The following is a 26148-nucleotide window of genomic DNA, read 5'->3' on the forward strand; positions in this document are numbered from 1 at the left end:
CCTCCGCCGGATCCACGACGGGTACAACCACCCGCTGTACCCGCGCCGTTACTCGTGAGGCTACGCGCGACCCGGGACCGTGATCTGGCCAAACGTCAGAACTTCGACGCAAGGGATGAACAGCGCATGCAAACCCCGTGGCCCCCGCTGCCCACGACCGCCGCCCCGATGGACATCGAGTGGCGCCTGCCGCGTCACGCGCGGAGCGTGGGCAGGGCACGCGCGCTGTTCCGCGAACAGGCGGCGTCCTGGGGGCTGTCACAGGAGGTGACTGACACGGCGGAACTGCTCCTGAGCGAGCTGATGACGAACGCGTACCGCCACGCGAAGGTCCCGGCCGGCCGCGAGATCTGGGCCCGCTGCGTGGTCACGGAGAACCGCGTCCGCGTGACGGTGACCGACGCGAACGACACACTCCCGACGCCGGGCACGGCATCCCTGGACGACGAGTCGGGCCGGGGCCTCACGCTGGTGGCGGCGCTGGCGGACGACTGGGGCGTCGAATCTCGCACCTGCGGCACCGGCAAGACCGTCTGGTTCGAACTGGTCCGAGAGCCGGTCGCCTACCAGACGGTCACACCAGCCGTCGAGCCGTGGCCCACCGGGTCAGTTCATGTCGGTTCGACAGCTGGAGCTTCCTCAGTACCGCCGAGACGTGGGACTCGACCGTCTTGACGGAGATGAAGAGCTGCTTGGCGATCTCCTTGTACGCGTAGCCCCGGGCGATCAGGCGCAGGACCTCGCGTTCGCGCTGGGTGAGGCGGTCGAGGTCCTCGTCGACCGGTGGGGCGTCGGTGGAGGCGAAGGCGTCCAGGACGAAGCCGGCCAGGCGCGGGGAGAAGACGGCGTCGCCCTCCTGGACGCGGAAGATGGAGTTGACGAGATCCGTGCCGGTGATCGTCTTGGTGACATAGCCCCGGGCTCCGCCGCGGATCACACCGATCACGTCCTCCGCCGCGTCCGAGACGGACAGCGCGAGGAAGCGGACCGGCTGCTCGGGGTCGGCCATCAACGGGGCGCAGCGGCGCAGCACTTCGACGCCGCCGCCGCCCGGGAGGTGGACGTCGAGGAGGACCACCTCGGGCCGGGTCGCGGTGATCACCGTGACGGCCTGGTCGACGTCCGCGGCCTCGCCGACGACCTCGACACCGGTCTCCTCGGTCTGGCCGATCTCGGCCTGGACGCCCGTACGGAACATGCGGTGGTCGTCGACGAGAACCACGCGGACTCGGCGCCCGGCCGCTCCGCCGCCCGCCTCCGCCGCCCCCGCCGTGCCGTTCGCCTCGGTCGCGTCGCTCATGACGTCTTCTCCGCCCTCTCCATCTCCAGCTCGACCTCCGTGCCGCCGTCCGGCACCGCCCGCAGCCGTGCCGTACCGCCGTTGCGTTCCATGCGGCCGATGATCGATTCTCTGACGCCCATGCGGTCGGCGGGTATCGAGTCGAGGTCGAAGCCGGGACCGCGGTCCCGGACGGACACGAAGACCGTCCTGCCCTCGACTTCGGCGTAGACCTGTACGGCGCCGCCGTCGCCACCGTACTTGGCCGCGTTCACCATCGCCTCGCGCGCGGCCTGCATCTGTGCGGCGATCCGTTCGTCGAGCGGACAGTCGCCGACCACGACGACCTCGATGGGGACGCCGTGCTTGTCCTCCACCTCGGCGGCGTTGCGCCGTACCGCGTCGGCGAGGTTGTCCGGTTCGTCGGCCTCGTCCTTGCCGGTGCCCTCGGGTTTGTAGAGCCAGGTGCGCAGGTCGCGTTCCTGGGCGCGGGCGAGGCGGCGCACCTCGTTCGCGTTCTCCGCGTTGCGCTGGATCAGGGTGAGGGTGTGCAGCACGGAGTCGTGGACATGGGCGGCGACCTCGGCGCGCTCCTGGGCGCGGATGCGCATCAGGCGCTCCTCGGAGAGGTCCTGGGTCATCCGGACGAGATAGGGACCGGCGAGGAGCGTGATGCCGACGAGGACCGCGAGGGCGGCCTGGAGGACGGACCCGAGGTGGGCGGAACCCTGCAGGACGAAGATGCCGGAGACGCCCGCGGCGACGAGCAGGACGCCCCCGACCGTGCGCAGGAGGTTGAGGGTGCGGCGGCGGCTGCCGACCTCGACCCAGCGCGCCCGGCGGGCGTTGTCCGCCTGCCGCCAGACCAGGGCGACGCCCGCGCCGACGAGGACGGCGGGCAGGAGGTAGGCCTTGGCTCCGCTGCCGAGATTGACCTCGCTCACGAAGACCATGGCCACCACGACCATGAGGAGCAGCGCGACGATCTGGCCCCTGTCCGGCTTGCGGGCGACGAGTCTGCGCCGTCCGTCCGCGGAGGTCTCGGTGCCGACCAGGGACGGCGGCCTCTGGTCGCCGACGCCGCCGACGCCGAGGGGGACGAAGAACCAGAACGCGGCGTACAGGAGCGCGCCGAGGCCGTGGTCCATCAACAGGCCGACGAACACGAGCCGTACCCAGACCACGGGCAGCCCGAGGTGCCCGGCGAGGCCCCGCGCGACGCCCCCGAGCCAGCGGCCGTCGCTGCTGCGGTAGAGCTTGCGCGGCGGCCGCGGGTCGTCGATGGGCGCTGCTGCGGCTTCCGGCATGCCATCGATGGTCACACGCCCGGGGTTGCGGAGCATCAGGGTCTACCCCCGAGACTCCCCTGATCTTCGAACCTGATCTTCGAATGATCTCTGAATGATCTTCGGGAATCCGGGCGTCGAACGCCTCCCGGGCGACGACTCAGGGGCGATTTCAGGGTTCGGCCAGGGTCGTCCCGGCTCCCGCCACGGCACCGCGGCCGTCACCATGGACGCATGACAGATCACGACCACGCCGCGACGGGTCCGGGACCCGGCCCCGGCCCGCGCCCTACGCCGGGCGCCGGGCCGACGGATGCCGCGCCCGCCGCGGCCGGGGAACGGGACGTGCGCGGAGAGGTCCCGCACAGGTTCCGCCGCGACCGCCGCCACAAGATGGTCGCGGGGGTGTGCGCCGGGCTCGGCCGACAGACCGACATGGATCCCGTGATCTTCCGGATCACCCTTGCCGTCCTCGCCGCGACCGGCGGGATCGGCCTCATCTTCTACGGGTTCGCCTGGCTCTTCGTGCCGTACGAGCACGAAGAGGAGAACGAGGTCCGCAAGCTGCTGACCGGGCGGGTCGACGGTCAGGCCCTGGCGGCCGTGCTGTTCGCGCTGGTCGGCTGCGGGGTGTTCCTGACGATGCTGAAGAACGGCGGGGTGCTCACGTTCGCCGTCGTCCTCTCCCTGCTGCTGGCCGGCGCCGGCTACTGGTCGCAGCGGCGCGGCGCCCCCGACCCCGACCCGCTGGCGGCCCAGGCCGTGGCCGACGCCCCGCCGGAGGCCCAGGCACCGCCGGTCCCCTCCTCCTATCCCTCCTGGTGGCGCGACCCCATCGTCAAGGACGGCACGCACGTCGGCGGCACCGGCTATCTGTGGGGCCCCGGGGACTCGCGCGACCGGGACGTCGTGGCGGCCGTCGGCGTCGGCCCCCGCAGCTCCTGGAGCGGCCGCGAGGACATACGTCCCCCGCGGACGGCGCCCCCGCGGACGCGCGGTCCGCGCTGGATCGGCGGCTGGGTCTTCCTGCTCGCCCTGCTGGCCGGCGGCCTGGGCACAGGGCTGACGTGGCACGAGCACCCGCTGGGCACCAGCCTGCAGGCCGGCCTGGCCGGCGCGCTCCTCGTCCTCGGCGTCGGAATCGCGGTCAGTGCCGTCCTGGGGCGTACGGGCGCGGGGTCGGTGTTCCTGGCGATCGTCACGGCGGCGCTGCTCGCCGGGGCGTCGGCCCTGCCCAAGGACATCACCACGCACTGGATGCGCACGACGTGGAAGCCGGCCTCCGCCGCGGACGTGCGGCCCACGTACGACCTCGGCACCGGCGAGGGCACCCTCGACCTGAGCCGGATCCATGTCGCCAAGGGCCGGACGCTGGAGACGAGGGCAGAGGTGGGTGCGGGCAGGATGCGGGTGATCGTGCCGCCGGACGTGACCGTGCGGATGAGCATCGACGTGGGGGTCGGCGACATCCAGTTGCCGGGTGAGGACAAGCAGGACGTGGACGTGGCCCCGGGCAAGCACAAGGACGTGACATTGTCACCGAGGACGGGCGGCGGGACCGCCGGCACGCTCGACATCGACCTCCAGGTCGGTGTGGGACAGGCGGAGGTGAGCCGTGCTGCGTCATGAGTTCCAGCCCGGGAGGCTGGTCGCCGGCTTCTTCCTCACCGTGACGGGCGTCGTCTACGCCGGTGACGCGGGCGGCCTGTGGGACACGCCCTGGTTCGCGGTCGTGCCCCTCGTCGTGGGCGGCCTGTTCCTGGCGGGCGCGACGGGCGCCCTGGCCCGGCGCATCCGCGGACGGCGCGGGCCGGGCCGCGGAAGCACGGCCGAGGCCGGGAGCGCCGTGGGGACCCACCTACACCAGTGACCCCTGCCGTCGCCTCGCGCGGAGCAGCGCGTCCAGGGAGAGGTACGGGGTGCCGGCGAGGACAAGGGGCAGCCAGGCCATCAGATAGGCGAGGTCGTTGCCGTAGTAGTACGGCGTGGAGGACCAGCTCACCGTCAGCCACAGGCTGAGCGAGATCAGCGCGCCGCCGAGCGCGGCGAGCCGGCCGAACAGGCCGAACAGGATGCCGATGCCCACGGCCAGCTCACCGAAGGCCATGGCGTAGCCGAAGCCGACGGGGTTCTTCAGGGCCAGGTCGACCAGGGCCGGAATGGCGGAGGAGTCGCGGACCGCGCGCATGGTGTCACCGACCGAGCCGGAGCCGCCCGACTTCATGAAGGCGCTGTCGGTCAGTTTGTCCAGGCCCGCGTAGATGAAGGTGACGCCCAGGAAAACGCGTAGCGGAAGGAGGGCGTAGCGCGTGGCGACGTCCCGCCAGTCGCGGTCGCCTTCGAGATAGGGGGTGTGCGTGCCCGAACGAATACCATGAGTCATCGCGCCTAGCCGCCTCTCGCCCGCGAACCGAGACCCCTTTACAGACCATACGTACGACAAGCGGGACCGGCTCAATCCTCTCGCGGACCTTTTACCGAATTCGTCCCGTCGGACGCGTGCGCGTAAGGCTGTCGTCAGGATGCCGTCAAGATGTCGTCGCTCGTCGGCTCACCCGGCTCACCCGGCACGCCCGGCACACCCGGCACACCCGGCACGCCCGGCTCGTCAGTCCGCGATCTCGACCCTGCACCGGTTCGTGGCCACCCCCGCCGCCGTGACCACCTGCACCTCCACCGACCCGGGCTCCACGTCCACCGGCACCGGCACCTTCAGGACCGTGTCCGAGGGGTTGCTGAAGCCGCCGGTGACGGGAATCAGGGGGACGTGCACGTCGACCGCGCCGATGCGGACCACCATCCGGGAGAGGTGGTCGGCGCTCTGAGCTCCCGGCGGGACGAAAAAGGCACCGCGGATCTCGATGTCGTCGCCCGTGCGGATCGGCCCGTCCAGGTCGCCGGCCTCGCGGGCCCGGACGACGGAGAGGATCATCGGGCGGCCGCCCTCGGCGTACTTTCCGGCCAGGTAGGTCGCGGCCGAGACCAGGACCACCACCGCCAGGCCCCACGGCAGGTCGGGCAGCTGGTCCGGCCGGCGGGCCAGCCGCACGGCGGCGAAGACCAGGGCGACGGCGCCGATCACGACGTACTGGATGTCGGCGAAGGTGCCCCGGCCGGAGTCGTCGGTGAGCAGGTCGGCCGAGCGCGGGCGGGACGCGCGTACCTTCTGGAGCCGCTGGCCGAGGATCCGCAGGCCGACCACGCGCCGTACCAGGACCGCGATGCCGCAGACCACGGCGAGGACGGTCACCACGCCAGCCCCGCGGGCGAGTGCGAGCCCGGAGATGAGCGCGTCGCGTTCCGCGTGGTCGGAGGCCGCGGCGAGGCGGCCCGCCAGGACCAGGACCGCGTACGCCACGAACAGCACCCAGGCCGCCGCGACGGTACGGGAGGTGGACATCCGGTTGTCCTCGCCGATCACGGGCGCCAGCGCCCCGCCCCGCGCCCGGTGGAACCACGAGGCCGCGGTCAGCGCGCCGGCCACCGCCAGCGCGGCGAGCAGTCCGGCGGTGCGCGCGCTCGTCCAGCCCGCGCCGATCGCGGTCAGCGACTCCACCAACAGCAGCAGGAACACGGCCGCCCACAGGGCGTACAGCGTGCGGAGCCACAGCCGCGCCAGCCAGGCGTCGCCCTCCGCCCGGCCGCGCTGGGCGACGGCCTCGGCGGACTGGGTCAACTCCTCGGAGACCCACTGCCGGGAGGCGGACGCGGAGTGGGCCACCGCCGCGGGCAGTCCCTGCCCGGCCGCGAACTCGTCGCGCTTGAGAAGGAACTCGGCGACGGCCCGCCGGTGCCCCTCCCGAGCCCCGTGCGGGCAGTCCCCGCAGGTGCAGCCACCCCCGTGGGCAGTCCCGCGCGCACCCGTCTCCGCGCCCTGCCTCGCCTCCTGCACCGCCACGCCCGACGCCCGCCCTTCCCCATGACACACGACATGACCCACGACCATGACCCACGCCCCGAGGCACGCCCCGAGGCACGGCCGGCGGCATCCTCCGCGGAGGCCTACCGCCGCCGTGCAACTCCCATGCGACGACAGCGAATTGTGCCCTATGCCACGCCGACCGCGTCCAGCAGGTGGTCACCGCGGGTGAAGTTCGGGCCGCTGTGTTGACCCAGCTGCGGGAACTTCGATATTGCCGAGATCATCCAGCGGCAGGGTTCGCCGGGCAGGTCCTACCGGACACGTCCTAGCTGAGCAGATCCGGCTCGCTGCGGCTGATGTCCTGCCACAGCGGCTGGTAGTTGATCCACGCCACCAGGTCACCGCCGAGCTGCTCCCGGGTCGCCACCGCCAGTTTGTGGTCGATGAGGAGCGGGCGGCCCGCCGCCTTCGCCATCAGCTGCACCTGGCAGGACTTCTCCATCGACAGGAACCACCAGGCCGCCGCGTCCACCGAGTCGCCGACCGTCAGCAGCCCGTGGTTGCGCAGGACGAGAGCCTTGCGGGAGCCGAGCGCGGCCGCGATCCGGCGGCCCTCCTCGGCGTCCACGGCGACGCCCGTGTACGCGTCGTACAGTGCGTGGTCCTCGTAGAACGCGCAGCTCTCCTGGCTGATGGGGTCGAGCAGGTCACCGAGCGCGGACAGGGCACGGCCGTGCACCGAGTGGCAGTGGGCGACCGCGACGACGTCCGGGCGGGCGGCGTGCACCTGGGCGTGCGCGGTGAACGCCGCCTGGTTGACGTGATAGCGGCCCTCGATCACCTGCCCGTCCTGGTTGGCCAGTACGAGGTCGCTGATGGTGACGTGCTTGAACGGCATCCCGAACGGGTTGACCCAGAAGCAGTCGGAGAACTCCGGGTCGCGCGCGGTGATGTGCCCCGACACCCCGTCCTCGAATCCGGACCTGCCGAACAGCCGGAGCGCGCCCGCGAGCCGTTCCTTGCGGTGCCGGCGTTCGTCGTCGAGCGAGTCGTGCATCGGCGGCATCGCGAACTGCAACTGGTCGGTGGGCAGCGGCAGGGGCGGGGTGGGCCCGTGCATAGGTCCTCCTGCACTGGGTTTGCTTTACGTGGCGGAAGTTACCGTCGGTCAGCGCAAAAGGGCAGAGGTGTTTTGTAAAGATGAAGCCGCAACCGTTCCGGGGGCTCATGGGTCTGTGATGCGGAACCCGAAATTCAGCAACAGTTCTCAGCCATCCGGAGCCCTCCATGAGCCAAGCCGAACGCCATCTCAACAGCCTCATGCGGCAGCTCGCGACCCAGCAGCACGTCGAACTGGTCCGTCCCTTCACCGAGCTCAAGACCTTGGGCGCGCTCGTGTACGTCGCCGAGTGCTTCGGCTTCCGCTACGCCGGCCTCCGCCTCGTCGGCCGCCACAAGGTGCTGCACATCGACCTCGTACGGGACCCCGAGCCGTGGGCCCAGCAGCGCGCGGCGACGAACGCGGCCACGTTCACACAGGTGGGAGCGGGCGGCCCGGTGCCGGGGATGTATCTGAACTCGCTCACCCCGGTGCCCGAGGCCGAGGCGGACGTCGACCTGATCTGCGCACTCATCAAGTACGACGGCCTGGTCGAGGCCGGCAACCGGAAGCAGCTGCTGACGCTGGGCTGGGGCTCGGCGGCCCTGTTCCTGCTGCTGGCGGTGGTCAGCGGCGTCTACGCCGTCCTGCTGCCACTCGCCGTGCTGGCGCCGGCGTTCATGCTCGGCGCGCTGCGCGTCAACACGGTCCGCCGCGCGAAGCTGGCCCAGCGGCTGAGGGCCGCCGGGTGCACGCCGGTGCGGGACGACGCGGGGCGGGAGCGGTACGTGCGGCCGGTGCCCCACGCGGTGTGACGTCCGCGGTGGCTGCGGATACCCGACAGAGGATGTCGGGTATCGGCGTGAGACTGGCCCGTATGAACTGGGCATACTTCAGCACCGCCGAACCCGGACTCGCGAAGATCGCCGAGGAGCGCTTCGGCGCGTTCCGGCACCACGTCCTCGCCACCCTGCGCAAGGACGGCTCTCCCCGCACCACCGGCCTGGAGGTCCGTTTCCACGACGGCGAGCTGTGGCTCGGCATGATGCCGGGCTCGTTGAAGGCGCTCGACCTGAACCGCGACCCGCGCTTCGCGCTCCAGGCGAACCCCGGGGAGGGGACCGGCATGGGTGGCGGGGACGTGCGGATCTGCGGGCGGGCTGTCGGGGTCGATGACCCGGAGGTGAAGGCGGCGGACGTGAAAGAGGTGGAACCGCCGCAGCCGTTCCACCTCTTCCGCACCGAGCTGACGGAGGTCGTACGGACCTACGTCGAGGACGACAAGTACCTCGTCACCCAGGTCTGGAAGCCCGGAGAGCCGGTGCGCACTCTCAAGCGGACATGACCTTCACAGCCGGGAGGACTACTCCCACTCGATGGTGCCCGGGGGCTTCGAGGTCACGTCGAGGACGACACGGTTGACGTCACGGACCTCGTTGGTGACACGGGTCGAGATGCGCGCGAGCACCTCGTACGGCAGGCGCGACCAGTCAGCGGTCATCGCGTCCTCGGAGGAGACCGGGCGCAGCACGATCGGGTGGCCGTAGGTGCGGCCGTCGCCCTGGACGCCGACGCTGCGGACGTCCGCGAGCAGGACTACCGGGCACTGCCAGATCTCACGGTCGAGGCCGGCCGCGGTCAGCTCCTCGCGGGCGATGGCGTCGGCCTCGCGCAGCAGGTCCAGGCGCTCCTTGGTGACCTCGCCGACGATGCGGATGCCGAGGCCGGGGCCCGGGAAGGGCTGGCGCTGGACGATCTCCTCGGGCAGGCCGAGCTCCTGGCCGACCATCCGGACCTCGTCCTTGAACAGCTTGCGGAGCGGCTCGACGAGCTTGAACTCCAGGTCCTCGGGGAGGCCGCCCACGTTGTGGTGGGACTTGATGTTGGCGGTGCCGGTGCCACCGCCGGACTCGACCACGTCGGGGTAGAGCGTGCCCTGGACGAGGAACTCGACGGCCGGGCCCTCGTCGGCGATGATCTCGGCCTGCGCCTGCTCGAAGACGCGGATGAACTCGCGGCCGATGATCTTCCGCTTCTCCTCGGGGTCCGAGACCCCCTTGAGGGCGGTGAGGAACCGCTCCTCGGCGTCCACGACCTTCAGCTGCACGCCGGTCGCGGCCACGAAGTCCTTCTCGACCTGCTCGGTCTCGCCCTTGCGCATCAGGCCGTGGTCGACGTACACGCAGGTCAGCTGGGACCCGATGGCCTTCTGGACCAGGGCCGCGGCGACGGCGGAGTCCACACCGCCGGACAGGCCGCAGATGGCCCGCTTGTCGCCGACCTGCTCACGGATGAGGGCGACCTGCTCGTCGATCACGTTGCCCGTGGTCCAGGTCGGGGACAGGCCCGCGCCGCGGTAGAGGAAGTGCTCCAGGACCTGCTGGCCGTGCGTGGAGTGCATGACCTCCGGGTGGTGCTGGACGCCGTACAGCTTCTTCTCGTCGTTCTCGAAGGCGGCGACCGGGACGACGTCCGTGGACGCCGTGACGGTGAAGCCCTCGGGAGCGGCGGAGCAGGCGTCGCCGTGCGACATCCACACGTGCTGCTCGGCCGGGGTGCCCTCGAAGAGGGTGGAGGAGGTCCTGGAGACGTGCAGGTCCGTACGGCCGTACTCGCGGGCGCCGGTGTTGTCGACCGTGCCGCCGAGGGACTGCGCCATCAGCTGGAAGCCGTAGCACATGCCGAAGACGGGAACACCGGCCTCGAAGATCGCGCGGTCGAGGCGGGGGGCGCCCTCCTCGTACACGGACGAGGGGCCGCCGGAGAGGATGATCGCCGCAGGGTTCTTGGCGAGCATCTCCTCGACCGGCATGGTGCTCGGCACGATCTCGCTGTAGACCCGCGCCTCGCGGACGCGACGGGCGATGAGCTGGGCGTACTGCGCGCCGAAGTCGACGACCAGGACGGTGTCGGGGGCGGCGGCAGCGGGAGTCGCTGATGACACGGGGTGCCTTCCGGCGGTCTGGGCGGGGGTCTGTGGTACCGATTCTAACGGGGTGGACGTAGGACACCTCGCCGTGTGCTGGGGGCTGCCGCCCCCAGACCCCCGCTGTCGGCCTGGACGGCCTCGTCCTCAAACGCCGGACGGGCTGGATGGCGCCGACCCGCGCCCATGGGCCGCGTGGCATAATGGACCCATGCTCACGCAGACGACCTTCCTCTTTACCTATGGCAACCGGCCCGCCGGCTGCCATGGTCGTGCTGCTTGAGCGAACCGCCAAGCGACTTCCCAGGCGCCCCGGGCCGACAAGGCCCGGGGCGCCTGTCGTTTTCCGGGTCCTGCCGTTCCGGGGCACCCTGTCCGATCCGACGAGGAGCCCCAGACATGTCCGTCACCCCCGCAGAGAAGACCGGCGCCCGCACGGCCGAGGCCGCCGATGTGATCACCGGTGCGCGCGAGCGCATCGACGCGCTCGACGACCGGATCATCGGCCTGATCCAGGAACGGATGGCCGTCTCCGCCGTGGTCCAGGAGGCCCGGATCACCTCCGGCGGACGGCGCGTGAACCTCTCCCGGGAGATGGAGATCCTCGACCACTACCGGGAGGCGCTGGGCAAGCCGGGGACGGCCCTCGCCATGACCCTGCTCGAACTGTGCCGCGGTCGCATCTGAGTTCGGGCGCATCAGAGTTCGGGCGCATCAGAGTTCGGACGCATCTGAGTTCGGTCCCGCACTCACCCGTACGGCGCGTGACCGCCCCGCGCACCGCTTCGTTGGTCCCGGTGTCCGTGCCAGCCAGGGGCGGGCCCGAAAGAACCACGCGTGGCTCGCTGGGGCGATGAGACGTGCGGAACGTGCCGTGCGTCGTGGGACCTCGCTCCAGACAAGTGACCGGACGGCAGGGGACAGCAGCCCGGTCATTCAAGAGATCGGTCGGCTCCGGGGACGCCCGGGGCCGACCGGCGGAAAATTGCAAAAATGCACAAGGGTCGGGTCAAACGGTTGCGGAGGCCGCGTCCATCCAGCACGATGCGTAGAAAGCCCCCCCAAGTCCCCAAGCACACAACCGCATTGCGATGCGCTGCCCGACCGCCAGAGGTCGAGACCATCCGTGCGCCTCGAAGTCACAGGAAAAGCAAGCGGCGCAACCCCCCGGCGCCGCTCCCCGGGCACCGACGCTGCCCTGACGTCGGTGCTGACGGAGAAGGGCCCCGCGGCTCCGTCCCGCGGGGCCCTTCGCTGTGCCCGGCCCTGTGCCCAGCCCTGCGCCCGGCTCGCATAAAAATTCTGTGAACGCGGGGCAACCATTCACAGGTTCCACAGGTCACACCTGCCGAACCCAGGGCCACACCCGCGCCCCACACGCGGAGGCCTCACCCGACGGGCGTACTGCGTTGCCGCAGTACGCAGGACTTCTCGAGGTCTTCATGAACCTTCGCCGTGCCATGGCCGCAGCGGCCGCGACGGCTGCCATAGCCCCGATCGCGCTGCTGTCCGCGCCCGCCGCGTTCGCGGAGGAGTCGACGACGCCGACCCCCACCGAGACCGTGACGACGACCGGGACGCCGACCGATACGGCTACCGCCACGCCCACCGACACCACCACCCCGACCGCCACGGCCACCGACACCACCACCGCGACGGCGACGGCAACCCCGACCGACACCACCACTCCGACCGGCACGGCCACCCCGACCGACACGGCCACGCCCACCGGCACGCCTGGCGAGTCGGAGACTCCCGAGCCCGAGCCGTCCGCGTGCGAGGACACCAAGGTCGACGTGAGCATCACCGGCCTGCCGGGCAAGATCGCGGCGGGCAGCGGCTGGCACAAGTTCTCGCTGGACGTGCTCAACAACTCCGACTCCACCCTCGACGGCCTCGCCTTCTTCGCCGGAGCCTCCTCCGACAAGGACGGCGAGGACCTGTTCAAGAGCAAGCAGGTCCACCTCCAGGCCTGGAACCCGGACGACAAGGTCTGGGAGGACCTCGACGAGGAGGGCTACGCGGTCGGCTACGTCGGTTACGCCGACGAGCTCAAGCCCGGCTACGAGGTCGACATCCCGCTCCGTATCGACGTGAAGTCGTCCGCCCCGGTCGGCGCCGGCTTCTCGCTCGGCGCCACCATCTACGGCGACGACGACGCCCAGTGCACCGGCTTCGGCGACGTCGCGTACAAGTTCCAGATCGTCGCCGCCGGAACGGACACGGGCGGCACCAAGCCGCAGGAGGGCGGCGAGGCCCCGGTCACCGACAAGAAGCCGGACAGCAACACGCCGGAGGTCAACGGCAGCCTCGCCTCGACCGGTTCCAGCTCCGCGCTCCCCATGATCGGCCTCGTCGGCGGTGTCGCCGTCGTCGCCGGTGCGGGCACGGTCTTCGTGGTCCGGCGGCGCAAGACGGGCGCCGCGGCGTAAGGCGTAAGGCGTAAGGCGTAACGCAAGAAGCAGAGAGGGACCTGCGCTCGGAGGGGGGCGCGGGTCCCTCTTTCTCTGCCCGTGTCGCTTGCCGTCGCGGACTACTTCTTCGGCGGCACCGCCGGCATCCCCAGGAACGGCAGCCGCAGCGCACCGAAGGCGTCCGACGGGACCGCCGGGCTCTTCGGCTCCACCGGCTTCAGGCGCTCGTACGCCGCTCCCTGCGCCGGGCGCGGGTCCGCCTCACCCTTGTTGGGCCAGTACGACATCGCGCGCTCGGCCTGCGCGGTGATGGTGAGGGACGGATTGACGCCCAGATTCGCGGACACGGCCGCGCCGTCCACCACCGAGATGCCGGGGTGGCCGTACAGCCGGTGGTACGGGTCGATCACACCGGTCTCGCGCGAATCGCCGATCGGACAACCGCCGAGGAAGTGCGCGGTCAGGGGGGTGCCCATCAGCTCGCCCACATTGCTGCCCGCGAAGCCGTTGATCTCCGCGGCCAGCGCGGAGGCCGCCTCCGAGGCCGCCCTGATCTGCTTCGGGTTGGGCGCGCCGTGCCCCTGGCGGGCGGTGAGCAGACCCTTGCCGACGCCGTTCGGCTTCAGATACGTCGTCAGGGAGTTGTCCAGCGACTGCATCACCAGGCCGATGATGGTCCGCTCCGACCAGCGGCGGTTGGACAGGGAGCGGGCGACCAGCACCGGATGGCGTGCCGCGTTCGCCAGCCAGCCCAGCACACGCGAGGAGCCCTCGGCGTACGGGACCTGGAGGATCGACATGCCGCCCATGGCGTTGGAGCCCTTGCCGTAGCGGACCGGCTCGATGTGCGTGTTCTCGTCCGGATGGATCGAGGAGGTGATCGCCACACCCCGCGTGAAGTCGGCCTTCGCCGTGCCGTGCGCCTTGCGGTAGCGGCGGTCGTCGGTCTGCGCACCCACCAGCGCCTCGGAGTTGGTGCGGGTCAGGTCGCCCAGCCGGTCGGAGAGGTACGGCAGCTGCCCGTTCGCCTTCAGCCGGTGCAGCAGTGTCTGCGTGCCGTACGTGCCGGCGGCGAGGACGACCCGTCGGGCGGTGAAGGTGCGCCCCCGGCCCTTCTTCTTCGCGTCCGTCGGCAGGGTCGCGACCGCGTACCCGCCCCGGGAGTCGTCCGTGACGGACACGACCGTCGTCATGGGGTGGACCGCCGCGCCCGCCTTCTCGGCGAGGTGGAGATAGTTCTCGTTGAGGGTGTTCTTGGCGCCGTGCCGGCAGCCCGTCATGCACTCGCCGCACTCGGTGCAGGCCTTGCGCGCGGGGCCCGCCCCGCCGAAGTATGGGTCGGCGGCCTCGCCGCCCGGCCGCGTCTTCGCCTCCCCGTCCGCGTCCTTGCCGTCCCCGAAGAACACCCCGACCGGTGCCATGTGGAAGGTGTCGCCCACGCCCATCCGCTGTGCCGCCGCCTTCAGGTGCACGTCGGACGGGGTCATGGTCGGGTTGAGCCGTACGCCGAGCATGCGCTGCGCCTGGTCGTAGTACGGCTTCAGCTCCTCCTGCCAGTCGGTGATGTCCCGCCACTGCGGATCGTCGAAGAAGGCCTTCGGCGGTACATAGAGGGTGTTGGCGTAGTTGAGCGAGCCGCCGCCCACCCCGGCCCCCGCCAGCACCATCACGTTGCCCAGCAGGTGGATGCGCTGGATGCCGTACATGCCGAGCCGGGGGGCCCACAGGTAGTTCTTCAGGTCCCAGGAGTTCTTCGGGAGGGTGTCGCGGGTGAAGCGGCGGCCTGCTTCCAGGACGCCTACGCGGTAGCCCTTCTCGGTCAGGCGCAGGGCGGTGACGGAACCGCCGAATCCCGACCCGACCACGACGACGTCGTAGTCGTACCCGTCCTCGTCCTCGTCCCGGGTCTGGACAGACTTCTCCTGCGACACGTGCTCTCCTCGTCGAGAACGGGTGTTTGTCCTGCCGGCAACCGGCTGACCAGCGGATGACTACCGGCTGACTAGTGGAACCGGAATGCCTTCATCAGCTTCAGGCTCCGGCTCATGAACTCGGCGTACTTCTCGTCGTCCATGCCCAGCGACGGGGCCATCGGCAGCAGCCGCTGCTGGGCGACGGTCTGGGCCTCGGTGTACTTGAGGATGCCCTCGGAGCCGTGCCGGCGGCCGAGGCCGGAGTCCTTCATGCCGCCCATCGGCGACTGGACGCTGCCGTAGGCAGGCGCATAGCCCTCGTTGACGTTCACAGTGCCGGTGCGCAGCCGGGACGCGACGGCCTGCCCGCGCCGGCCGTCCTTCGTCCAGACCGAGGAATTCAGGCCGTACGGCGTTGAGTTGGCGGCCTCGATCGCCTCGTCGTCGGTCTTGAAGCGGTAGATGGAGACGACCGGGCCGAAGGTCTCCTCCGCGCACACGGACATCGGGGCCTCGACGCCGTCGAGAATGGTCGGCTCGAAGAAGTACGGTCCGATGTCGGGGCGGGCGACACCGCCGGCGACCAGCCTGGCGCCCTTGGCGACGGCCTCCTCCACATGCGCCTTGACGGTCTCCAGCTGGCGCTCGCCGACCAGCGAGCCCATGTCGGCGCCGTACGCCAGGGACCTGCCGAGCCGCATGGCCTTCGTGCGGGCGGCGAAGCGCTCCAGGAAGGCGTCGGCGATCGACTCGTGGACGTACAGCCGCTCGATGGAGATGCACAGCTGCCCCGCGGAGGAGAAGCAGGCGCGGACCGCGCCGGCCGCCGCCTTCTCTATGTCGGCGTCCTCCAGGACCAGCATGGCGTTCTTGCCGCCGAGTTCCAGGGAGACGCCGACCAGACGGGCGGCCGCTCCTTGCGCGACCTCGCGCCCTGTGCGGGTGGAGCCGGTGAAGGAGACGTAGTCGGCGTGCTTGACGACCTCCGGACCGACGACGGGTCCCTCACCGATCACGACCTGGAAGACGTCGGCGGGCAGACCTGCCTCGACGAGCAGGTCACGCGCCCAGAGGGCGGTCAGGCAGGTCTCGGTGTCGGGCTTCATGACGACGGCGTTGCCCGCGACGAAGGCGGGGAGGGCGTCGCCGACGGAGAGTTCGAGGGGATAGTTCCAGGGGGCGATCTGGCCGACGACACCGCGCGGGTGGCGCAGCTCGGTCACCTTGGTCAGGGTCGGCATGGCGCCGGCGTGCCGCTTCGGCTTCAGGTAGGCGGGCGCCTTACGGCCGTAGTGCCGGGCGGCGACGGCGACGGCCTGCACCTCCTCGTGGGCGTGGAGGCGGGCCTTGCCGGTCTCCAGCTGGATGAGGTCGAGCACCTCGGCCTGGCGTTCGAGGATCAGGTCGTGGAAACGCAGGAGCACGGCGGCCCGCTCCCGTACCGGTCGCTGTGCCCATACGGCCTGGGCGGCGCGGGCGGCCTCGTAGGCCTTGAGCACGTCCTCGGGGGTGGACTCGGGCAGATCGGCCAGCTTCTCGCCGGTGAAGGGCGTGTGGTTGGCGGTCCGGCCCGAGCCGACCACACCCTTGGTGAGCTGGGCGACCAGCTCCGGCGTGACCACGTCGGCGGCGGTACGGGCGCCCGTGGGGGCGGGGGCGAGAGGGTTCGTGCCGGTCATTTCCGGGGCCTGTTCCGGGGCCTGCGAGTCCGTCATGAGGCGCAGGGTATGCCGGAGTGGCCACTTTGGGTACCCGCCGGTAACGGGGATTCACCGACCGCTCACATGCCGCCAGTGACCACTGGCAGCAAATGCGCTGATCAGCGGGTTGTGTGGCGGCGATCGGCCGGCGGTCAGTCTGCTCCGGGTTTTTTCGGGAGGAGCAGGCCGAGGGCGGTGAGGAGGGGGCGGCGGGGCGGGGGCGTCTCTTCGGGCGCGGGCAGGGGGGCCGGTACGCGCAGGAGCTCGGGTACGGGCTCTCGCTCGGGCTCCGGCTCCGGCTCCGGCTCCGGCTCCGGCTCCGGCTCAGGTATGAGTACCGGCTTGGGCTTGGGCTCGGGCTCAGGTATGAGTACCGGCTTGGGCTTGGGCTCGGGCTCAGGTATGAGTACCGGCTTGGGCTCGGGTACGAGCTTGAGTGCCTCCGGCGACGACGGCACCCCGGCGATGTCCTCCAGTACCGCCGCGACCTCCCCGGCCTCCGGCCGCTCCTCCGGCGCCTCCGCCAGGAGCCGCGCGAGCAGTGCCGAGAGGGATCGGGCGTGCTCGTGTTCCTGGTCCACGGCGGCGCGGAGCAAGGCGCCCAGGGACCAGAGGTCGGAGGCGGGCCCGGCACCGCGCCCCGACAGCTGCTCCGGGGCGACGAAGCCGAGGGAGTCGCCGGAGACGGGGCCGTGGCCGATGCCGAAGTCGGTGAGGACGACGCGGTCGGTGCCGGACTCGATGAGGACGTTGTCGGGCTTGACGTCACGGTGCACGATGCCGACGGAGTGCGCGGCGCGCAGGGCCCCGAGGACGCCGAGCCCGATGCGCGCGGCCTCGGCGGGCGCGAGGTGCCCGCGGTCGAGGACCGTACGGAGCGACTCCCCGTGGACGAACTCCATGACGATCCAGGGGAGTCCGTCCTCGACGACGACTTCGTGGATGCGGACGGCTGCGGGGTGGTCGACACGGGAGGCCGCGCGGGCCTCGTGCTGGAGCCGGTGGGCGCCCCGCCGGCGCTCCTCGCCCGCCGGATCAGCGGCGAGCCGGAGTTCCTTGACGGCGACGTCCCGCTCCCCCGACTCGTCGTACGCCCGCCACACGGTGCCCGTCGAACCGGAGCCGATGCGCTCGGTCAGCCGGTAGCGCCCGCCGAGCAGACGTCCATCGGGCGCATGTTCACCGTCTTCGCTCATGCCTCATGAGTACCGCGCGTACCGCGCCCTTGTCGAAGCAGGCCGGTCAGGAAGCCCACTTGTGAAGGGAGAAGCGGCCATGTTCCTTCCGCACCTCCACCGCACCGCTCCCGCCGAAGTGCGCGGGCACGACCAACTCGCCTTGCTCAGCAGCACGTTCGAGCACTCGGGTCCGACTCGCCACCGCCTTTTCCGGATCGAGGCAGAAGCAGCTGCTGCACTCGGGCCGCAGGATCTGCACCGGGCTGTGGAGCAAGTCGCCGACGAAGACGGCGCGTTCGCCGCGCGAGGCGAGCCGGAGGACGGAGGAGCCGGGAGTGTGACCGGGGGCGGACTCCAGGGTGAGGAGGTCGTCGATGCGGTACTCCCCGTCCCATGTCTCGGCCTGCCCGGCCCGGTGGACGGGGGCGATGCTGTCCTCGTAGGTGAGCCGGTCGTCGATGCGTACGCCTCCGCCGTACCCGTTCTCCGGCCCGAAGTGGAAGTCGTCGGCGGCCGGGATGAGATACCGGGCGTTGGGGAAGGTGGGCTCCCACTCACCGTCGACGTCGTGCGTGTTCCAGCCCACGTGATCCCCGTGCACATGGGTGTTCACGACGAGGTCGACGTCGGCCGGCCGTACTCCGGCCCGCTCCAGCCGCCCCGGGAAGTCACCCTCCCTCCGGTGGAACAACGGGTTGCCCGGCCGCTCGCGCCCGTTCCCGACCCCGGTGTCGACCAGCACGGTCCGCCCGCCGCTGCGCAGCACCCAGGTCTGGAGCGCGACGACCGCGCGATCGCTGCCGGGCTCCCAGTGGTCGGGGGCCAGCAGATCCCGGTTCTCCTTCCACACCTCGGGACCGGCGTCCGGAACGAGGTCCGGGGCCGGGGCGTAGGGCGCCTGCCACTCGACGATCCGGAGGACCTCGACGTCGCCGACCACGAAGCGTTGCACGTTGTCATCAGCCATGGCATGAACACTAGGAGCGCTGCCATGAGCTTCCCAATGTTTGTGATGCTCATTTGAATACGCTTACGTCTCATGGATGTGGTGAGCGATGCGATCTCGGCCGTCCGGACGGGGCGGCCGTCCTCCAACCGCCTGAGGGTGTCCGGGAGCTGGTGCGTGCGCCTGTCCCCCTACGAAGGGGCGGGCTTCCACGTCGTACTGAGCGGCAGTTGTCGGCTGCTGCCGGACGGGGGCGGGGAGCCGGTGGCACTCGGCACGGGCGATGTGGTGCTGCTGCCTCACGGGGCCGGGCATGTGCTGGCGGACGGCCCGGTGGGGGCGTCGGATGTGGCGCGGGCGGTCCGGTTCGAGGAGGTGCGGGACACAGACGTACGGAACCGTGGGGGCGGCCGTGAGGTGGAGCTGCTGTGCGGCAAGTACCGCCTGGACCGCAGCCGGGTGCACCCGCTGATGGCGGAACTGCCGGAGGTGGTCCACCTCCCGAACCGGGTCGGCGGTCACCCCGAACTCCGGGCCGCGGTGGACCTGTTGGCCCGCGAACTGGACGACCGCCGCCCGGGATCGTGCCTGGCCCTCCCCAGCCTGCTGGACCTCCTGCTGATCTACATGGTCCGGGCGTGGATGACGGAGGCGCGGACGGGCGTGTGGCCGAAGGCCCTGACCGACCCGGTGACGACGACGGCCCTCCGCGCCCTTCACACCACCCCCGCGGCACCCTGGACGAACGCCAGCCTTGCCACCGAGGCGGGCGTCTCCCGCGCGACCCTCGCCCGTCGCTTCACCGCGCTGGTGGGCCGCCCGCCGATGGCGTATCTGACCTGGTGGCGCCTGACGCTGGCGGCGACCCGCCTCCGGGACACGGACGTCCCCCTGGCCACCGTGGCCCGCGAGACCGGCTACGGCAGCCCGTACGCCCTCTCACACGCGTTCAGCCGGGAGTTCGGGGTCACTCCGGGGAGGTATCGCACCGGCGCGACTCCGTGAGGTCAGAACTCCTTGAGTCAGAGCTCCTTGAGTCAGAGCTCCTTGGGCCGGAGTCCCTCGGGTCAGAACTCCTTCGTGACCGAGAAGGTGTCGACCGCCACGTCGAAGTACTCCCGGGCCTCCCGCACCTTCCCCACCGGCGCCGACACCCACACGTCGTACAGCTGCCCGGACTCCTCCCAGCACAGGTCGTACGTGTGCCGGGGGCCCTCCGCCGTGCTGAAGCCGTGCCAGGTGAACTCCCAGAGCGCGGCTGGGTGTCCGTTGTGCGTGGTCCCGGTGACCCTGCCGTCGTGGTAACCGGGGTTCGTGCTCGGGCCCTTGGCCGCCGACCGGCGCATCACGCCCAGCGGGCCGCCCGTTTCGGGGTCGGCCACCTTGATGCCGAGCCGGAAGATGTTCCCCGGCGACATGTAGAAGACCCGCTCGCCCTGCGGCCTGCGCGTGAACCCCTCCGGTACGGCGAGGGAGAATCCGGCCGAGTCCTGTGCGAGGCGGTAACCCGACGGTGCCGTACGAGTGTTGACGCCGGACGGCGAGGCACTGGTCCGGGTGGCCGTCGGAGTCGGCGACGGGCTCGCGGACGTACCCGGTGCCGAACTCGTCGGCACCTGCTTCCCTTCCCCGCCGCCCCCCTTCATCAGCAGCGCCGCCGCCGAGACCCCCGCCCCGGCCATCGCGGCGACGAGCAGCGCCGCCACCAGCACACCCCGCGTGGAGTGCCTGGCCTGCGGCTCCCCCGCGGGAGGCACCGGCGCCGGGCGGGGCACATCGCGCTGGGTCGGCGTGTACGGCACCGGCGGCTTCGGCGCACGGCCCGAGCCGAGCCGCAGCGTACGCCCTCCACCGGACGTGCGGCCGCTCCCCGCCTCCGGGGTGCGCCCCGTCTCCAGGAACGCCCGCAGCATCCGCTCGGCCTCCGCCGCGTCCAGCCGCCGGTCCGGATCGCGCTCCAGCAGCCCCCGTACGACGGGCAGCAGCGGCGCGGCCTGGGCGGGCGGACGGATCTCGGCGGCGACGACCGCGTGCAGGATGCCGCCGAGCGAGTCGCGCCGGAACGGCGACTCACCGCTCAGCACCGTGCACAGCAGCGCGCCCAGCGACCACAGGTCGGACTCGGGCCCGGTCCTGGCCCCGGACATCCGTTCCGGCGCGGTGTACTCGGGCGAGCCCACGAAGGAACCGGTCTCGGTGAGCGTGGTGGAGCCCACGACCTGCGCGATGCCGAAGTCGGTGAGGACGACCCGGTCGGTGCCGGACTCGATCAGCACGTTCGCGGGCTTGATGTCACGGTGCAGGACCCCGGCCGCGTGCGCGGTGCGCAGCGCGCTCAGCAGGTCGATGCCGATACGGGCCCCCTCGACGGCGTCGACCGGGCCGCGTGCCGAGATGCGGTCGGCGAGCGATCCGCCGTCGATCAGCTCCATGACGATGTACGGCCGTTCGCCGTCCTCCACCACGTCGTGCACGACGATGATGTGCGCGTGCCGCAACTGCGCGGCCGCGCGGGCCTCGCGGAGGGTGCGGTCACGCTGCCGTCGGGCGTCGTCGTCCGAGAGGGAGTCGTCCTGCGTGAGCTCCTTGACCGCCACGCGCCGGCCCAGCAACTGGTCGGTCGCCCGCCACACGACGCCCATTCCGCCGCGCCCGAGCCGAGCCTCCAGACGGTAACGGCCCGCGATCACACGGAAGTCGTCCCCCTCGGTCCCCATGTGCCCCATCATGCCGCACCGGACGGTCCCGCTCCGGGGCGGCGTCCGGCCAAGCCCGTCAGGACGCGCCCGGCTGCCAGCCCTGCAGCACCCACTTGAACTGCTTGCTCGTGGTGCCCCAGTCCCGCGCCGGGGACTCCGTGTAGATGGCGTATTCGACGCCCTCCCGGGAGACGTACGTCTCCTCGATCGCGCGGCGCGGCTCGACGCCGTTCGGCGAGCCCTTCTTCAGCACGGTGAAGGTGAAGTCCCACAACGAGCCCTTGCGGTCGCGGTAGAGGTTCTCCTTCAGGGTCACTTGCTTGTAGCTGGTCAGCTTCCGCTGGAGCACCTGTTCCAGGTCCTTCTGGTGCAGGTACGGGTCAGCGAAGTCCGGTGACTTGTCGACAGCGATGCGGACGAAGTGGTCGCCGCCGTCGGGCGTGTAGTCGATCTGCGTGAGGTCGCCCTCGGCGCTGGCCACATTCCGCTTCCAGCCCTTGGGCAGGGAGAGGCTGAAGCCCAGCGGGTCGGGGTACTGAACCCAGTTCGCGGGAATGGTGCCTTCCTGGCCCTGGGTGCCGGTGGCCGAATCCGCGGGCGCCGGGCTGGACTCCGCCCCGGCGCCGTTCCCCTGCCCCGGGTTCCAGTTCTGCAGCACGACCGCGACCCCGCCGCCGAGCACGGCGGCGAAGGCGACCACGAAGGCGAGCGTACGGAGGCGGCGGCGCGGACGGCGGGCGGGTACCGCGGCGGTGGCACCAGACGCGACCGCTGTCGGGCCGTTCGGGGGAAAGTGGGGGGTGGTCGTCCCCGGCCCGTACTGGGGTCCCGTCCCGGAGCCGTACTGCGGCCCCGTTCCCGAGCCGGACCGGGAGCCTGTCCCGGACCCGTACGGGGAGCCTGCCCCCGAGCCGTACTGGGAGCCCGTCCCGGACCCGTACGGGGAACCGGTTCCCGACCCGTACTCGGCCCACGACTCCGAAGGGGAGCCGTCGTACCGCGTCGGCACGAACGCCTGCGCCGAGCTCGGCCGTCGTCCCTCCGCCGCCTCGGCGAGCATCTGCTCCGTCTCCTCCACGCCCGGCCGCTCGGCCGGCTCCTTGCGGAGCAGGGCGGTGATGACAGGCCCGAGCGGGCCGCCGTACTGGAGTTCGCCGGCCTCGTCCTCGACGACCGCCTGCATCGTGCTCAGCGGCGAGGTACGGCGGAACGGCGAGCGGCCCTCCACCGCCGTGTACAGCGTGGCGCCCAGCGCCCACAGGTCGGAGGACGGGCCCGGATCGAGGCCGCGCACCCGCTCGGGGGCGAGGTAGTCGACCGAGCCGACGACCTCTCCGGTACGGGTGATGGTGGTGTCGCCCTCGATCTGGGCGATGCCGAAGTCGGTGAGCAGCACGCGGCCGTCGTGGCCGATCAGCACGTTGCCGGGCTTGACGTCGCGGTGCAGGACACCGGCGGAGTGCGCGGCGCGCAGCGCCCGCAGCACCCACAGTCCGATGCGCGCGGCCTCCCGCGGCTCGATGCGCCCCTGCTCCTTCACCGCGTCGGCCAGCGAGTGGCCCTCGACGAGCTCCATCACGATCCACGGGCGGCCGTCGTGTTCGAGCACGTCGTGCACGGTGACCACGGCGGAGTGGTTGATCCGCGCGGCCGCGCGGGCCTCGGCCCGGGTACGGGCGAGGAGGACCGCCTGGTCGCTCTCGGACACGTAGAGCGCTGCGGTCAACTCCTTGATGGCGACCGCCCTGTGGAGCACCTCGTCGTGGGCGCGCCACACCCGGCCCATGCCGCCGCTGCCGATGGAGTCGGCGATCCGGTAGCGGCCCGCGATGAGCAGGCCCTGCATCTGATTCACGTTGCCCCGCAATGCTCTTGACAGGGTCAGACTAAGGACCGTCCTGCCTCCATGGAACAACGGGGGTCCCAAGGAAACCGCACTGTGACGGTTTTCGCTTCTCGGGGAGAGGGGGAACCACGAGGCGGGGCGGCTCAGCCGGTGTACTTGTACGTCGCCGAAGCCTGCTCGTACAGCCGCGTCACCTCGTCCCGCTCCGCCTCCGGGCCACGGACCTGCACCACGTGGTAGCGGCCGTCGATGAGGATCGCGATGTTGCGGACGAACAGGTCACGCCCCTGGTCGTCGGTCCAGGTGAACTGGCCTTCCGCCATGGTCCGGTCGCCCACCTCGATGGTCCGCAGACCGGTGGCCGTGGCCCAGCTGGAGTCGCGGTAGGGCTGGAGCTCGCTCTCCTTGTCCCGCTGGTAGGCCATGGGATCGCTGCCGTACTTCGACGCCCTGTCCCGCCCCGGTACGACGATGAGCTCGAAGTCGCCGTGCGAGTACACCACCTGCCCTCGCCCGTTCAGGGCCGCGCGGTCCCAGCCCTTGGCGACGGCGACCTGGAAGCTCTCGGGATCCTTGCGCAGGACGAAGCCGTCGGCGACGGACGGGTCGGTGGTGGTCTGCGTCTCGGTGGAGGGGGCCGAGGTGGAGGCGGAATGGCTGCTGGACGGCCGCGAGCTCTGCCCGGACGTCGGCTTGTCGCCGGTCTCGGGCGCCTGGCTCACCTGACCAGCGGCTCCCGTCCGGTCGCCGCTCGCCGCGCCCCTGCTGTCCGCCTTCGGCATGAAGAGCATGGCGTACGCGACCGCGCCGGCCAGCAGGAGCAGGATCAGCAGGAGCAGGGTGCGGCCGAGGCTGCGCGGGGCCCGGGCCTCCTCCTTGGCCCGCTTGTGCCGCCCGTGCGCGCTGGTCGCGGGCAGCCCGGCGCGCCGCCTGCGCACCAGCTCGCCGCGGCGTCGCACGATCGGCAGCCGGCTCGGGTCGGCGGGCGGCGCGGCGACGACGTGCGCGCCGGCCTCCGGCTCGGGCGCGGAGCGCACCAGCGACCGCAGCCAGCCCCGCAGTTCCTCGAACTCCGGCCGCTCGGTGGGGTCCGCCCGCAGCAGGGACTCGACCACCGGCCGCAGCGGCCCGCACTCCTCCGCGAAGGCGGGCGGCTCCGCGCACACCAGCTGCACCAGTTCGGCCGTCGACTCCTCCGGGTACGGGGCGTGCCCCTGGACGGACCTGAAGAGCAGCGCCCCGAGCGCCCACAGGTCGGTCGCCGGCCCGATCGGCGCCGCCAGCTGCCAGTTCTCGTGCACCGGCCCCGCCTGCTCCGGCGCCCAGCGCTCGGTCACCGGCCCCACCACGGTCATCCGCACCTGCCGGGCCCGCTCGGCGGCGATCGCGGTGGCCGGGCCGCGCCGGGCGGGGGTTGCGGCGGCCAGGTCGTCCCAGCGGGCAGGGGGGCGAGGAGCGCCCGTACCGGTACCGGTGGCGGTGTGCGGGGGGAGGGCGGGGGCGCGGCCGGCCTGCGCAGGAAGCGCGGGGGACGGGGCGCCGCCCGCGCCGTTGTGCGAGGCGGGAGTACGGCCCGGATGCGACGGAAGGGCAGGCGCGGGGAGCAGCCCGTCCGCGTCCAGAGCGGGGGCGGGGGCGGGGCCCGCGCCGGGTCCTGTGCCGGAGGCGGGCGGGGGTACGGCGGTGTGACCGGCCTCCCCGGGCACGGGGAAGGTTCCCGGGGCGGCTCCTGCCGGGGGAAGGGCGGACCGTTCACCGCCGGGGGTGGTGCGGGGGGATGCGCCGCGCCAGGGGGAGGCGTGCACGCCGTAGGGGTCGGCGATCTGGCCGGGGGGCGTGGTGCCGGCCCTGCGGCCCTGGTCGCCGCCCTGCACGGGGACGTACGGCGGCTGGGCCGTGCCGTCGGCCCGGGCGGCGGCGCCGGTGTCGCCCTCGGCGGGCGGACGGGCGCCCGGCAGCGCGGCCCGCCCGTTCTGCTGCGCCTCCTGCACCCGGGCGGCGGCCCGCGCGCCCGCGCGGTACGCGGCGATCGCCCCGGCCCGCGCCGCCCTGATGTCCGCGCCGCTCTCCGGCGCCGAGGGGGCGGGTGCCCCGGCGGAAGTTCCGGCCCCACCGGATCCGTCCGCCCCGGGTCCGGGCAACCCTCCGGCCGCCCGCGCCTGAATCGCGGCACGCCGAGCAGTCTCGGGATCCACCTCACCGGGGGCTGTGCCGCCCGGACCGGCCTGGCCGCCCGCGCCAACGGCCCCCGCACGGCCGGCGGAGCCACCGCCCTCGGCGGCGCTACCGCCCGTCGGCCCTTCCCGGAAGCCCTCCTGGTCCGGCACCGGGTCGTACCCGCACAACGCCTCCTCGGCCGCGCCGACCGCGAGGCCGGTGAGCATCACCCGGCCGTCGTCGCAGACGAGGACCGTGCGGGCGGTGATGTTGCGGTGCACCCAGCCATGGGCGTGCAGCACCCGCAGCGCCATCAGGACGTCGGAGGCGACCTCGGCCGCCCGATACGGCGTCAGCGGCTTCTCGGTCAGCAGTGCGGCAAGCGGGCGAGCGGACACCAACTCGCTGACGATCCACAGCGAACCGCCCTCGGCGAACACGTCGAAGACCTGGTCGAGCCGGGGGTGGTCGGGGACGCGGGCCGCGGCCTGCGCGGCCTCCACCGCCCTGCGCACCGCCGGGTCGGCGGGCCGCCGTGTGGCCGTCCGTGCCGTGGGCGGCCGCCGCGACCCGCGGTCACGCGCCGTGAAACCTTCGGGCAGCCCGTCGGCGTCGAGCACCTCGGCCTCGACGACCTCCGGCAACGGCACCTGCCGTACGAGGACTTCCTGCCCGCTGTAGGTGTCGAAGGCCCGGGTCTCGGTGAGTTCGTACTCGTCGGAGGGCGGCAGCGGCAGGCGGTATCGGTCGGCGAGCACCCGGCCCGCGTAGTCGTCCACACTGCCTCCCCCGGCCGCCCGGTTGGTCAAATCCGTTCGTCATACGGCCTGTTCCGCGCACATA

The 26148-nt window shown here is 71.9% G+C and carries 21 protein-coding genes; 8 read left to right on the plus strand and 13 right to left on the minus strand.

What is annotated here, in order from left to right:
- Positions 1 to 126: 126 nt before the first annotated feature.
- Positions 127 to 675, plus strand: a complete 549-nt coding sequence (locus ACIPSA_RS10005; RefSeq protein WP_402631219.1) for an ATP-binding protein — start codon at positions 127 to 129, stop codon at positions 673 to 675.
- Here ACIPSA_RS10005 and ACIPSA_RS10010 read toward each other — a convergent pair.
- The gene (locus ACIPSA_RS10010) at positions 575 to 1300 is read right to left on the minus strand and encodes a LuxR C-terminal-related transcriptional regulator (protein ID WP_402631222.1); all 726 of its coding nucleotides are present in this window, start codon (positions 1298 to 1300) and stop codon (positions 575 to 577) included. The genes ACIPSA_RS10005 and ACIPSA_RS10010 overlap by 101 nt on opposite strands.
- Positions 1297 to 2622 carry a PspC domain-containing protein gene (locus ACIPSA_RS10015; RefSeq protein WP_402631225.1) on the minus strand — a complete coding sequence of 442 codons (1326 nt, stop codon included), beginning with the start codon at positions 2620 to 2622 and terminating at the stop codon, positions 1297 to 1299. The genes ACIPSA_RS10010 and ACIPSA_RS10015 overlap by 4 nt, the downstream gene beginning before the upstream one ends.
- 177 nt (positions 2623 to 2799) lie before the next feature.
- Between ACIPSA_RS10015 and ACIPSA_RS10020 the strand changes: the two genes are divergently transcribed.
- Positions 2800 to 4194: a PspC domain-containing protein gene (locus tag ACIPSA_RS10020; RefSeq protein ID WP_402631228.1), complete on the plus strand. Its 1395-nt coding sequence runs from the start codon at positions 2800 to 2802 to the stop codon at positions 4192 to 4194.
- Positions 4181 to 4435, plus strand: coding sequence for a hypothetical protein (locus tag ACIPSA_RS10025; RefSeq protein ID WP_402631230.1), 255 nt, complete (start codon positions 4181 to 4183; stop codon positions 4433 to 4435). Before ACIPSA_RS10020 ends, ACIPSA_RS10025 begins: the two co-directional genes overlap by 14 nt.
- Here ACIPSA_RS10025 and ACIPSA_RS10030 read toward each other — a convergent pair.
- The 3 genes from ACIPSA_RS10030 to ACIPSA_RS10040 all read right to left on the minus strand — a co-directional run bounded on the left by ACIPSA_RS10030 (position 4424) and on the right by ACIPSA_RS10040 (position 7547).
- On the minus strand, positions 4424 to 4948 hold the full coding sequence (locus tag ACIPSA_RS10030) for a DoxX family protein (protein WP_402631232.1): 525 nt from the start codon (positions 4946 to 4948) through the stop codon (positions 4424 to 4426). The genes ACIPSA_RS10025 and ACIPSA_RS10030 overlap by 12 nt on opposite strands.
- A gap of 225 nt (positions 4949 to 5173) precedes the next feature.
- Positions 5174 to 6463, minus strand: a complete 1290-nt coding sequence (locus ACIPSA_RS10035) for a hypothetical protein (RefSeq protein ID WP_402631235.1) — start codon at positions 6461 to 6463, stop codon at positions 5174 to 5176.
- 289 nt (positions 6464 to 6752) lie between these two features.
- Positions 6753 to 7547 carry a class II aldolase/adducin family protein gene (locus ACIPSA_RS10040; RefSeq protein WP_402631238.1) on the minus strand — a complete coding sequence of 265 codons (795 nt, stop codon included), beginning with the start codon at positions 7545 to 7547 and terminating at the stop codon, positions 6753 to 6755.
- Between the two features lie 167 nt (positions 7548 to 7714).
- Here ACIPSA_RS10040 and ACIPSA_RS10045 point away from each other — a divergent pair, with 167 nt between their 5' ends.
- Together ACIPSA_RS10045 and ACIPSA_RS10050 are read left to right on the plus strand one after the other, a co-directional pair.
- The gene (locus tag ACIPSA_RS10045; protein ID WP_402631241.1) at positions 7715 to 8341 is read left to right on the plus strand and encodes a hypothetical protein; all 627 of its coding nucleotides are present in this window, start codon (positions 7715 to 7717) and stop codon (positions 8339 to 8341) included.
- Positions 8342 to 8403: 62 nt separating this feature from the next.
- Positions 8404 to 8871, plus strand: coding sequence for a pyridoxamine 5'-phosphate oxidase family protein (locus ACIPSA_RS10050; RefSeq protein WP_402631244.1), 468 nt, complete (start codon positions 8404 to 8406; stop codon positions 8869 to 8871).
- Between the two features lie 18 nt (positions 8872 to 8889).
- Here ACIPSA_RS10050 and guaA read toward each other — a convergent pair whose 3' ends face one another.
- On the minus strand, positions 8890 to 10470 hold the full coding sequence (gene guaA / locus ACIPSA_RS10055) for a glutamine-hydrolyzing GMP synthase (protein WP_402631247.1): 1581 nt from the start codon (positions 10468 to 10470) through the stop codon (positions 8890 to 8892).
- 381 nt (positions 10471 to 10851) lie between these two features.
- On the opposite strand from guaA, the gene ACIPSA_RS10060 reads away from it, so the two are divergent.
- Positions 10852 to 11139: a chorismate mutase gene (locus tag ACIPSA_RS10060; protein ID WP_402631250.1), complete on the plus strand. Its 288-nt coding sequence runs from the start codon at positions 10852 to 10854 to the stop codon at positions 11137 to 11139.
- Between the two features lie 755 nt (positions 11140 to 11894).
- Entirely contained in the window at positions 11895 to 12884 is a 990-nt protein-coding gene (locus ACIPSA_RS10065; RefSeq protein WP_402631252.1) for an LPXTG cell wall anchor domain-containing protein, read from the plus strand.
- Between the two features lie 101 nt (positions 12885 to 12985).
- On the opposite strand, the gene ACIPSA_RS10070 is transcribed toward ACIPSA_RS10065, so the two are convergent.
- The 4 genes from ACIPSA_RS10070 to ACIPSA_RS10085 all read right to left on the minus strand — a co-directional run bounded on the left by ACIPSA_RS10070 (position 12986) and on the right by ACIPSA_RS10085 (position 18624).
- Positions 12986 to 14797 (minus strand): GMC family oxidoreductase N-terminal domain-containing protein, encoded by a 1812-nt coding sequence (locus ACIPSA_RS10070; RefSeq protein WP_402631255.1) that lies wholly within the window; start codon positions 14795 to 14797, stop codon positions 12986 to 12988.
- A 71-nt stretch (positions 14798 to 14868) separates the two neighbouring features.
- The gene (locus tag ACIPSA_RS10075; RefSeq protein WP_402631258.1) at positions 14869 to 16494 is read right to left on the minus strand and encodes a succinic semialdehyde dehydrogenase; all 1626 of its coding nucleotides are present in this window, start codon (positions 16492 to 16494) and stop codon (positions 14869 to 14871) included.
- Between the two features lie 137 nt (positions 16495 to 16631).
- A complete protein-coding gene (locus ACIPSA_RS10080) occupies positions 16632 to 17675 on the minus strand; it encodes a serine/threonine-protein kinase (RefSeq protein WP_402631261.1) in 1044 nt (347 codons plus the stop codon).
- Between the two features lie 46 nt (positions 17676 to 17721).
- Positions 17722 to 18624, minus strand: a complete 903-nt coding sequence (locus ACIPSA_RS10085; protein ID WP_402631264.1) for an MBL fold metallo-hydrolase — start codon at positions 18622 to 18624, stop codon at positions 17722 to 17724.
- A 72-nt stretch (positions 18625 to 18696) separates the two neighbouring features.
- Between ACIPSA_RS10085 and ACIPSA_RS10090 the strand changes: the two genes are divergently transcribed.
- On the plus strand, positions 18697 to 19608 hold the full coding sequence (locus ACIPSA_RS10090) for an AraC family transcriptional regulator (RefSeq protein ID WP_402631266.1): 912 nt from the start codon (positions 18697 to 18699) through the stop codon (positions 19606 to 19608).
- Positions 19609 to 19670: 62 nt separating this feature from the next.
- Here the strand turns inward: ACIPSA_RS10090 and ACIPSA_RS10095 are convergent, their stop codons facing one another.
- The 3 genes from ACIPSA_RS10095 to ACIPSA_RS10105 all read right to left on the minus strand — a co-directional run bounded on the left by ACIPSA_RS10095 (position 19671) and on the right by ACIPSA_RS10105 (position 26084).
- Positions 19671 to 21320, minus strand: a complete 1650-nt coding sequence (locus ACIPSA_RS10095) for a serine/threonine-protein kinase (RefSeq protein WP_402631269.1) — start codon at positions 21318 to 21320, stop codon at positions 19671 to 19673.
- 58 nt (positions 21321 to 21378) lie between these two features.
- Entirely contained in the window at positions 21379 to 23148 is a 1770-nt protein-coding gene (locus ACIPSA_RS10100) for a serine/threonine-protein kinase (protein WP_402631271.1), read from the minus strand.
- Positions 23149 to 23291: 143 nt separating this feature from the next.
- The gene (locus ACIPSA_RS10105) at positions 23292 to 26084 is read right to left on the minus strand and encodes a protein kinase (protein ID WP_402631273.1); all 2793 of its coding nucleotides are present in this window, start codon (positions 26082 to 26084) and stop codon (positions 23292 to 23294) included.
- Positions 26085 to 26148 lie beyond the last annotated feature (64 nt).

The sequence above is a fragment of the Streptomyces sp. NPDC086549 genome (genome assembly GCF_044746205.1).
Lineage (GTDB): Bacteria > Actinomycetota > Actinomycetes > Streptomycetales > Streptomycetaceae > Streptomyces.